This is a genomic window from Nostoc sp. (assembly GCF_036919495.1).
In the GTDB taxonomy this organism is placed as follows: Bacteria; Cyanobacteriota; Cyanobacteriia; order Cyanobacteriales; family Nostocaceae; genus Nostoc.
Genome location: NZ_JBALBZ010000182.1, coordinates 1 through 11,133 on the forward strand (window position 1 = coordinate 1; position 11,133 = coordinate 11,133).

8 protein-coding genes and 1 pseudogene are annotated in these 11,133 nt (G+C 41.3%); 4 read left to right on the forward strand and 5 right to left on the reverse strand.

Annotation, left to right across the window (positions count from 1 at the left end; translation table 11 throughout):
- The 3 genes from V7K25_RS26240 to V7K25_RS26250 form a co-directional block, all read left to right on the forward strand.
- The coding region (locus V7K25_RS26240; RefSeq protein ID WP_335162055.1) for a glycosyltransferase family 4 protein at positions 1-872 on the forward strand (872 nt) is incomplete at its 5' end.
- A 63-nt stretch (positions 873-935) separates the two neighbouring features.
- Positions 936-2,081 (forward strand): glycosyltransferase, encoded by a 1,146-nt coding sequence (locus V7K25_RS26245; protein WP_335162057.1) that lies wholly within the window; start codon positions 936-938, stop codon positions 2,079-2,081.
- A gap of 377 nt (positions 2,082-2,458) precedes the next feature.
- A complete protein-coding gene (locus tag V7K25_RS26250) occupies positions 2,459-4,507 on the forward strand; it encodes a bluetail domain-containing putative surface protein (protein ID WP_335162059.1) in 2,049 nt (682 codons plus the stop codon).
- A gap of 22 nt (positions 4,508-4,529) precedes the next feature.
- Here the strand turns inward: V7K25_RS26250 and V7K25_RS26255 are convergent.
- Together V7K25_RS26255 and V7K25_RS26260 are read right to left on the reverse strand one after the other, a co-directional pair.
- Positions 4,530-4,967 (reverse strand): annotated as a pseudogene (locus V7K25_RS26255) (hypothetical protein).
- Positions 4,968-5,093: 126 nt separating this feature from the next.
- A complete protein-coding gene (locus V7K25_RS26260) occupies positions 5,094-5,363 on the reverse strand; it encodes a hypothetical protein (RefSeq protein WP_100900343.1) in 270 nt (89 codons plus the stop codon).
- Positions 5,364-6,214: 851 nt separating this feature from the next.
- Here V7K25_RS26260 and V7K25_RS26265 point away from each other — a divergent pair.
- Positions 6,215-7,513 carry a cation:proton antiporter gene (locus V7K25_RS26265; protein ID WP_335162061.1) on the forward strand — a complete coding sequence of 433 codons (1,299 nt, stop codon included), beginning with the start codon at positions 6,215-6,217 and terminating at the stop codon, positions 7,511-7,513.
- A 107-nt stretch (positions 7,514-7,620) separates the two neighbouring features.
- Here the strand turns inward: V7K25_RS26265 and V7K25_RS26270 are convergent, their stop codons facing one another.
- The 3 genes from V7K25_RS26270 to crtD all read right to left on the reverse strand — a co-directional run bounded on the left by V7K25_RS26270 (position 7,621) and on the right by crtD (position 10,983).
- Entirely contained in the window at positions 7,621-8,010 is a 390-nt protein-coding gene (locus V7K25_RS26270; protein WP_335162063.1) for a hypothetical protein, read from the reverse strand.
- Between the two features lie 234 nt (positions 8,011-8,244).
- Positions 8,245-9,351 carry a saccharopine dehydrogenase family protein gene (locus tag V7K25_RS26275; RefSeq protein WP_335162064.1) on the reverse strand — a complete coding sequence of 369 codons (1,107 nt, stop codon included), beginning with the start codon at positions 9,349-9,351 and terminating at the stop codon, positions 8,245-8,247.
- Between the two features lie 120 nt (positions 9,352-9,471).
- Positions 9,472-10,983 (reverse strand): C-3',4' desaturase CrtD, encoded by a 1,512-nt coding sequence (crtD, locus tag V7K25_RS26280; protein ID WP_335162066.1) that lies wholly within the window; start codon positions 10,981-10,983, stop codon positions 9,472-9,474.
- Positions 10,984-11,133 lie beyond the last annotated feature (150 nt).

An 11,133-nucleotide genomic window follows, 5' to 3' on the forward strand; every position in this document is an offset into this window, starting at 1 on the left:
TGCACTTTGCATTATATAGCTTTCCTATTTTAGATATTTTACCAAAGGGAGTACCAGTTACTTTTAACTTTCATGGCCCTTGGGCTTCTGAGAGTCAGCAAGAAGTGGTTAATAAAAACCTTAGTCTTTTAATCAAGCACTGGCTAATAGAACAAAACACTTATAATCGCTGCGATCGCTTCATTGTTTTGAGCAAAGCCTTTGGTAAAATTCTACATGATAAATATCAAGTACCGTGGAGCAAAATTAATATTATTCCTGGTGGAGTTGATATTAACTGGTTTCAGCCAAATTTATCACCCCAAGAGGCTTGTACAAAGTTAGGCTGGCCAACTAATCGCCGTATCCTATTTACATCACGCCGCTTAGTACATCGAACCGGAGTTGACAAATTATTACAGGCACTGGCTATAATTAAGCCCAGAATACCAGATGTTTGGCTTGCGATCGCAGGTCGTGGTCACATCCAAGCTGCACTACAACAACAGGCTACAGAATTAGGGCTAGCCGACAACATTAAGTTTTTAGGTTTTTTACCTGATGAGCAATTGCCTATAGCTTATCAAGCTGCTGAATTGACTGTCATGCCTAGCCAATCTTTTGAAGGTTTCGGATTAGTAATAATTGAGTCTTTAGCATGTGGTACTCCTGTTTTATGTACCCCAGTTGGAGGAATGCCAGAAATTTTATCAGGATTTTCACCCGATTTAATTACTACTTCAACAGAAGCCTCAGTCATTGCTGAAAAATTAGAGCAAGTGCTTTTGGGAAATATCCCCATACCTTCACGAGAAGCCTGTCGTCAGTACGCTACCACAAACTACGACTGGAATCAAATCGCCCAACAAGTACGGAAGATTTTATTAGCTTAAAGAATTGACTGTAATAGATATTAGGGTTGCTACGTAGGTCAAATTAAATAAAATAGAGGTTTAATGAGAATTTTTTTTCTAGACCAAAGTGGTAAACCAGGCGGCGCAGAATTGTGTTTAATAGATATTGCTAAACCTTATGGAAATCGCGCTTTGGTAGGTTTATTTGCAGATGGCTCATTTAAAGATTTATTGCAGCAAAATCATATTCCAGTAGAAGTTCTTGCAACTCAAGCAATCCAAGTTCGCAAAGAAAGCAGTTTAGTGCAAGGATTAAAGAGTTTGGCACAACTTGCGCCTTTGATTACTAAAGTAGTTAAAATAGCGCGTGAATACGATTTAATTTATGCCAACACCCAAAAAGCATTAGTTGTCGGAGCATTAGCAAGTTTTTTCAGTCATCTTCCTTTAGTTTATCATTTACATGATATCCTTTCTAAAGAACATTTTAGCCTAACTAATCTTCGCATTGCTGTTAATTTAGCTAATAGTTTTGCATCATTAGTAATTGCCAACTCCCAAGCTAGTAAAACAGCCTTTTTAGAAGCGGGGGGACGCCCAGATATCATCGAAGTTGTCTATAACGGCTTTGATTCAAAAAAATATCAAACTCATGAGCCTGACATTAATCAATTACAGCAACAGCTAGGATTGCAAGGAAAATTTGTAGTCGGACACTTTAGCCGTATTGCACCTTGGAAAGGGCAGCATATTTTAATTGATGCCCTTGCCAAATGTCCGCCAGAAGTGACAGCAATTTTAGTGGGTGATGCACTATTTGGTGAACAAGATTACGTCCAACAGTTACACCAACAAGTTGCTAAACTAGGATTAGAAAACCGCGTCAAATTTTTAGGATTTCGTTCTGATATTCCTCCCTTGATGGCAGCTTGTGACTTGGTAGCACATACCTCTACTTCCCCAGAACCCTTTGGTAGAGTGATTGTAGAGGCAATGCTATGTGGAAAACCTGTAGTTGCAGCAAAAGCTGGGGGTGTAATGGAATTAGTAGAACATGGACTTAATGGCTTTCTAGTGACACCAGGAGAACCCCAAGAACTTGCACAAGTAATTATTACCTGTCTTCAGGAGACAGAAATAACTGCAACTATAGCTAATAATGCCTGGACTACTGCTAGTCAGCGTTTTGATGTTGCAATTATTAATCAGCAAATTTCCCAACTGCTGTCTCATATCACGTCCGCTTAAATAGACATATAGCGGTTTTAAATTGCGTGGAATACAGACAATTGGTAGGGGCGCACAACTAGCTGTAATTGTGTGTCCCTACGTACTAGGTTTCAAAGCCTCTCCACGCATGGGGGATAAGTTTCCAGCGAATGGAATTTAAAAACTTTGCGTTTCCCTGAAAATGAGTATACTAAGTTGGTTAAGTTAGCAATAATGTCATTAACAAGATTGACTTAAAAAAACATATATCATATCATTTTTGTGACTGATGCAGCAAAAATACATTTAACTAACAAGACTTGGTAGATAAAAAGATTTTGCAGAACATAGCGATGTGTGATGAAAACACATAGCAGTACACAAGTGGAATCAAACAGATAAAGAACACTAATTTTATGACCTCAACCACAACTTACACTTATGATGTCGATGGCAAAGTGATATCTGAGAGGACAGACAACAACAGTGATGGAATAACAGACTCAGTTATTACCTACCGCTATGATTTGACATTCAATAGCGTTGACAACAATGGCGACGGCAAATTTGATTATGTCAACACCTCTATTTATGATGCCAAGGGCAACCGGACATCCAATACTACTGACGACAACGGCGACGGCAAAGTTGATTCTGTCGAAACCTCTATTTATGATGCCAAGGGCAACCTGACATCCAATAGCCGTGACAACAATGGCGACGGCAAAGTTGATTCTGTCGAAACCTTTACTTATGATGCCAAGGGCAACCAGACATCCCATAGCTATGACTTCAACGACGACGGCAAAGTTGATGTTGTCTACACCTATACTTATGATGCCAAGGGCAACCAGACATCCAATAGCTCTGACAACAACGGCGACGGCAAAGTTGATTCTGTCGAAACCTATACTTATGATGCCAAGGGCAAGGTGACATCCTTTACTTATGACAACAACGACGACGGCAAAGTTGATGATGTCGAAACCTATACTTATGATGCCAAGGGCAAGGTGACATCTGATAGCGTTGACTTGAAGGCCGACGGCAAAGTTGATTATGTCCAAACCAATACTTATGATGCCAAGGGCAACCGGACATTGAGTAGCTTTGGCAACGGCGACGGCATACTTTTTTATGACACCACCTCTATTTATGATGCCAAGGGCAACCTGACATCCGATAGCAGTGACAACGACGGCGACGGCAAAGTTGATTCTGTCGCAACCTTTACTTATGATGCCAAGGGCAACCGGACATCCGATAGCGTTGACTTCAACGGCGACGGCAAAGTTGATTATGTCAACACCTATACTTATGATGCCAAGGGCAACCGGACATCCACCAGCTATGACAACAACGGCGACGGCAAAGTTGATTCTGTCGAAACCTCTATTTATGATGCCAAGGGCAACCTGACATCCTTTAGCCGTGACAACAACAGCGACGGCAAAGGTGATTATGTCGAAACCTCTATTTATGATGCCAAGGGCAACCTGACATCCTTTAGCCGTGACAACAACGGCGACGGCAAAGTTGATTATGTCCAAAGCTATACTTATGGACGCGCATCCGCCAGCTACGACTTCAACAATGATGGTGTAATTGATGCAGTTGGCATCTACAGCTACGATTTTAGCGGCAACCTGAAATCACAAAAAATTGACAATAATCGTGATGGCATTGTTGATGAAGTCACCGCTTACAGTTACGACGCTAACGGCAAACTCGCTGCACAGGTAGCTAACAAAAATAATGATGGCATTGCTAATGAGATTACCACTTTCAACTACGATCGCAACGGCAAACTAATTTCCGCAGATATTGACAACAACAGTGATGGCATTACTGATGCAGTTGCCACTTATCTGTATGATACCAATGGTCAATTAATCAGCAAAACCACTACAGAGGGAAATGTGCCAAACCAAACCTTAAACGGTGGCAATGGTGCAGATAAACTCAGTGGTGGGGCTGGTAATGATCAAATTTCCGGCAAAAACGGCAACGATCAACTTTTTGGATTAGCCGGAAATGACAAACTAATTGGTGGTAATGGTCGTGATATCCTCAATGGTGGTGCTGGACGTGATACCCTCACAGGCGGTTGTAGCACTGATAAATTTGTGTTCAACAGTCTGAGTGATTCCCTACTGTCTAGCTTTGATAAAATAACTGACTTGAACATTTGTCAAGATAAGATTGATGGGCTGTATGCAGTTAGCGCGGCTAATTTAGTTCAACTTGGCAAAGTTGCAAGTCTAAATGTCTCAGATGTACAACAGATATTGACTGCAACTGCTTTTGTTGCTAAAGGTGCGGCAACTTTTACCCTTGGTACAGGCAATTATCAGCAAACTTTTCTGGCACTCAACGATAACACTAATGGATTCTCTGCCCTCACGGATGCCGTGATTGAGATTAGTGGCTACAAGGGTAACTTAGCCTCCTTAGCAGTTGTATAATCAGACTACGGTTCAGGTGTGATTACAAACCAACTAATTCACGAGATTCAAAATCAGAGAGTTGTTGAGCGATGCCTATGGCGGCAAGCTACGTTAATCTTGCTTCTAACTTAGCTACACTAAACTGGTTACGCAGATATTCCAAATGAGCGATGGCATTTGCTTTATCGAGAGTTAATCGAATTTGGGTGTCTATTGCCTTTTGATATTTCTGATTTACAAGCAGCACTTCAAAGCGACGAGCATTGCGTTGAGCATCATTTTTCAAATCCATTTCAAAGGCGGCGACACGATCCGCATTGCCTGCAAATCGGTTAATTTGGTGTTGCACTGCCATGAACTGAGAGTCTATTTCATTAGCCCGTTGAGCAGCTTGTGCGATGCCTTCTCCTGTCGGAGACGCTGCGCGAACGGCAAGGGCTTCGCCCAACGCAGCTGGATAATGACTCAGTTGCATCATTTAATAATTTCCTCTCAGGTCAAATCTACTGATGATTCGGTTAACCGTCAGACTTCAATCTGCGGCTACACGAAGTAAGCCTGCTTATACAGGCTTTATTTTCTGTGCTAAACTCTGCACTTTAGCTCAAGCCGCTTCCCGCAGTTGTGGTTGTGACGGCACACTCACTTCTGGAAATGAAAGCGAGAGTTGTTCGGCTTGAGGGACTGCGGCTTGCTCCAAAACTTGAACTTCGATATTCACGCTCACTAAATAACTGCCTGTATCAGCACCAACTGCTTCAGCAATTAATTTGGCAATGTCTGGGCGTTTGGCAGTCAACGGGTCACGTAAAATACACCGATCCCATTCATGCTTGGCAGTCGGATTGAGGTTGAGAATGTAATGCTTCATCATCGAACTAACCCTTGAATCCATCTTCCAGAAGGTTTTCACAGAGCCGTTATACGTTTTACTAGGCTTTGTGGACGCTATCTACATTATAGTATATTTGTACTAAATTATGCGATATCTGAATGAGAAAGTAGGGAATATAGACCAATACAGTTCAGTTAAGAAGAATCGTAGGTTGGGTTGAACTTTAGTGTTACCCAACAAAGCCTTGAGAATGTTGGGTTTCCTTCCTCAACCCAACCTACACCAGTTTTATTTTTTAGCCTTAACCCGGGCGTATTGGTTCAGTTAAGGCTTGATCCTCCCTAACCCTCCTTAAAAAGGCTAAGGTGTACACACAAGCCTTGCCCTGGTCATATCTTTATTAATAAATCTTGCACTGCGTTTCTATCCCGCCTCGGAATGAATTCCGAGTCTCATAGCTGAAGTCCACTCAAGTGGACTAAATAATCAATCAATTCAGTCCACTTGAGTGGACTTCAGCTATCAGCCCTGAACTTTAGTTCTGGGCGGGATGTAGGTGAATGTGACAGTTTTACTCTGAGAAAAATATGGGTAGAGGATTTTTTTACTTATGCGTAACTGTAGCCTAAAAGGAGAGAGAAATAGAAGTGAGGTTTTCCAGTGGTATTAACCATATTCCCGTGCTAAATCCTATTATTTTAGGGGCTGTGTTGTAATCCAGACGCGAATAATCAAAGCACGATCTTATCTATTCCCTTCTTCTCAAATTTGCTGGCTGGTATGAATCCCCAATTTCTAATTCCCGAAAATCTGCCCATAGGTAATTTCTAACACCAAGCTATTACAACTATCCTTACAAAGGAACCCCTAATTTTTATATAAATCGCTATATGGTAGATATCTATATTATTGACCTATTTGTGATTGGTTTACTTCTTTTGATGGTCACATTAGGGTCAGGTTGGATTGCTCGTTTACCTCTTTCTTTTGCTCTTATCTATCTAGTAGTTGGTATTTTGCTAGGCCCTTATGCCTTTGGGCTGATTCAATTTCGTCGAGATGACGTTTTTAATGCCGAAGTGCTGGAAAAAATAACAGAACTTGTAGTAATTATTTCTGTGTTTAGCTGCGGCTTAAGAATTGTTCGTCCTCTAAGGTTGGAGACTTGGGACATTACGGCGCGATTGATTGGATTTCTGATGCCAATTTCAATTTTTGCTCTGGCTGTTGTGGGTAAATTATTTTTAGGGATGAATTGGGGAGAAGCCATTTTATTAGGAGCAATTCTTGCACCTACCGATCCAGTATTAGCATCAGAAGTACAACTGACCGATATAAACGACCAAGATGAGTTGAGATTTGGTTTAACTTCTGAAGGTGGATTAAATGATGCTCTAGCTTTTCCCTTCGTTTATTTTGGCCTTCATGCATTAAAAGATGATAACTGGGGTAACTGGTTTAAACAGTGGATTGCGGTTGATTTAATTTGGGCGATCGCAGCTGGCATTGTTATGGGAATTGTTGTTGCCAAATCTATAGTTTGGATTGAAAAAAGAATTCAAAAACGCCGTCGTGCTGATAAGTTAATGGAAGATTTTATTGCTATCAGCACAATTTTAATAACTTATTCCTTAACAGAAATGGTAAATGGCTATGGATTTTTGGCAGTATTTGTTGCTGGCTTAGTTGTCCAACGCAGTTACAGAAATCCTGAAAAACCGCTAGCACAGTTGGAATTTGTTGAGCAACTTGAAAAACTGCTGGAAGTTGGAACAATTTTACTATTGGGATCAATATTATTATTCAAGCCAATGCTCAACTATGCTATGCAATCTTTATTAGTGATAATTCTATTATTATTCATAATCCGACCTGTAGGAGTTTGGATTAGCACAATAGGCAAACGCCCTGTAGAATCACACCGCCGAACCTTTCATCCAGGAACTAGGTGGTTGATTGGATGGTTTGGTATTCGCGGTGTCGGCTCTTTATATTATCTTGCCTATGCCTTTGGTAATGGCTTAAAAGGTGAAGCTGCCGAACAAATTGCTTGGATAACTTACACTACTATTGTAGCTTCTGTGATTATACATGGCGTCAGTGCAACTCCATTAATGAAGTGGTATGAGCGCAATATTGCTAATAAGATAAAGTCTAATACTCCTACCACAATAGATGAATTTGAGTAAAAGCAATTTAATTTTTTTCTAAACCTGTGACTTAAAATCGGAGAGAGGCTTTGAATATTACTCCCCTTCCCTTGCAGGGAAGGGGTTATGGGTTAGGTGTATATTCCCTATTTACCTGTCACCTTTTCAATAACTTCTTTCGCTTTTTCACCAAAACTTTCTGGGGGATTTTGTTCTTGTTCAGCCTTCAAATTTCTTTCGTAAGTCTTCTCTATAGTATTAAGGTTTTTTGAATCTTTTATTGCTTGCTCATAAGCTTCTTGTCGTTCTTCTTCTTGAACGCCAACACCTGGATCAAATTCGTTAGCGCGATTAACTTTTTCTTCAGAATTTGGTTTATACTCTGGCGGGATTAACTTTAATTCTTCAAGAGTAGTTGCATTACTAGCTTGCTGAACGAAAATGAAAGAACCTGATAAGCTAATGAAAATAATTAAACCAACGACCAAAAAGCTTGAACGTAACGCTTGCTTTAAAGTTAATAAAATTTTTTGCACAAAAAAACGCTCCTGTTTTTATTTTATGAGCCGTGGTGATGTATAAATATATTCAAGATTTCAGGCTCACAGGCATCCTATATGTTTAGGTACAGTTTTTCCTTCTATCGTAAGGTATATTAATTTTTGCCTATAGTAAGGGCGTACAAATGTACGCCCTTACCTCCAATATCTGAATATTTCGTGAAATCGGATGAAATTTTCATCCAGTCTGCTAAACCTAAGCGTATTAACCTATAACCAACTGTGATTAATTTTAATTCCTCGGCTTTGCATTACTTCTTCAAATAAATCTGTTGGTAGCGCTTCTTCTACAGCAAAAACACCTGGTTTCTTGAGTTTACCTTCTAGCAATAACTGGGCAATACTACCTGTACCGCAACCAGAAGCCACGGCTGTATTTTCATGCACTACAGTTGAAGAATAAACGGCGGTTTCACCATCTTTTTGCCCTGTAACTTCCGAACGAACTGCTACCCCAATTCCACTAAAATTATTAGTGACATCTGTCATTGAATGGCTGACATGAGACAGAAATTCAATCATGTAACGGCGTTGCATTAACCACTTAGGAAAAACGTGTGCCGCAATCCAAGTTAGGTGATTGTAAAAATCGGGAACAGAGCCAAACTTAGTAATTACAGTTTTTACTGATGGGAAGGCTTTGGGCAGTGTAAAGGTTTCTGGCATATCAAACCAGTAAACTCCAGTGCGTCCATAGGGAGGTGGAAACTCGACTAATTCTCTTTCACTATAAGGCTTAATTATCTTCCATTTTCCATCTATCCAAGTCTCAAAAGGATACTGTAACCCAAGAAAAGTTGTTCGCATCACTGTAATGCCAGCACCGCCAGAACCCGAAACCAAATAACTTAAATGGATCTTTTCTGGTTTATCAAATTGTTCAACACCTTGACGCACCATACTGTTAGAAATACCAGGAAAAATACCAGTATTAATAATTGCCGTCACACCAGCAGCAGCAGCCTGTTCACTAAAATTAAGAGCCTTGCTGGTATAAGAACGATGGTCACTGACATCTACATAATTAACGCCTTGAGCAATACAGGTTTCAAGAACATTAGTATCTCGATAGTGAAATGGGCCAGCACAATGGATGACTAAGTTAGAGTTTGCGATCGCATCTTGCAACTTGTCAACTTCTGCCAAGTCCAACACCAAAAACTGCACTTGTCCTCCCGAAGACAAGCTAACAGCCTTCCCAAACTCCGCAGAACGTCCAGTTATCGTAATTTGAGCCTGCGTATGCGTAGCGAGATCCTGAGCAACAGTGCTACCAATCCGCCCCCGTCCACCAAGAATTAAAACGCTGTCTGTCATTACTCCAGCATTCGCAACAATAACTTAATTTGACCAGTTTTCCGTCCCCTTTGCCATCGGTTACAAGTATGACTTGCTTGCTAAGGAAGGAGGACTTTTTAATTACTGGTGTTTGATAAGTTATTGTGCCTCAATTTGCCTAACTACCGTCAGCGCCGAATAACTCACCCCAGCAGTACCTTCGCCGGGATGGGTAGAGTCACCAACTAACCACAAATTCTGGATGGGTGTACGATTAGCAAACCCAAAGGGGCCAAAGGTAGGAATCCTTTGACCAATACCACCAACTATACCGCGATCGCGGGCTGTGAAATGGGCAAAGGTGCGGGGTGTTGCCGCTTCTTGATGAATAATAGTTTCTGGTTTGAGATAGAAGTATTGGGCAAGATGTGCGATCGCTTCTTGGGTAAACTTTTCTTTTAGTCCTTCATAATCTTCAGTCTGCCACCACTGTGCAGGATCGACAAATGAAGAAGCGATAATTGTCGCTTTTCCTGACGGTGCGCGGCCATCTCCAGGATGACTGACGGAAACAAACAGGGAATTATTCTCGCCAATGGGGCCATTGACATCGTACATAAATTGTAAGTGAGGAGGGCATTCAGGCGGAATCGCGCTGGCATCTACACCCAAATACACCACAAACGCGCCCGATGCTTGGGGTAGTTTTTCCACCCGGTTTTTATATCCAGATGGCGCTTGTTCTCCCAATAACTGCACCAAATTTTGCACGGTGACATTGGTAACTATATGGTCGGCGGTTTCTGTCCAAACTTCGCCAGTTTTCTGATTTCTAATGACTACAGCAGTAGCTTTGCCGTTTTCTACTTTGATTTCTTCTACAGTATGGCGCATCAACAATTTGCCGCCATCTCTTTCTAAGGATTGTACCAAGCGATCGCTTAATACTTGCATACTTCCCTGGAGGTGAAACAATCCTTGGGGCAGCTGGGATACACTCAACGCTGTTGCAGCATAAAGTAATGCTGTCTCATCTGCATTAACTTGGGAATACAACTTCAGTTGCAAATCTAAAAAAGTTCTCAGTCGTTGGTCATTTCCCAGTCCACATAACCGTAATGCATCTCCTACCGTAAACAAAGTGAAGGGTACGGTAATTAATGTACTGGGACGTACCGCTTGCATTAGCTGCCACAAATCCCATAAATTACGTGGTGGTAGCACCGGGTCGCGTCCTTGAAATTCCCAACTGGCATTAAATAAAGTTGCCATCAATTGCCAGAACGGTTCGCTACCAGGGAACTGTTTTTGTCCTTCCTCTTGCCATTTCTCTTGGTCGCGCCAGACATTAATCGGTGTACTTTCCCCAGGTAAATACACCGCACAAGCAGGGTCACAAGGCGTTGCTGGCGGTAAATCTATTGACAATTCTGAGAAAATGCGGTGGTGAATTCCCCCTGGTTCCAACCCCGCCACCTGAGTTGCTCCCACATCAAAGGTAAATCCCTGTCGTTTAAACGTCGAAGCACAGCCTCCGGGTACGAGGGCCTGATCTAAAATTAAGACGCTGTAACCTCTATGAGCTAATAATGCTCCAGCAGTCAGTCCACCTATTCCCGCACCGATAACGACAACACTAGAGTTACTTTTGTCAATAGAAATGCTGGACATTGATTAGTTTCTTTAAAATTCTTAATACTTTTACTTATAATTTTACCTTAATCTCTAACTGTACGTTCGCTCATTTTTGAAGGCAAGAGGAATTAATGCCTTACTGTGTAAGGTTTCAAGGTGATTGTGGAGATCCTAAAACCATCACCG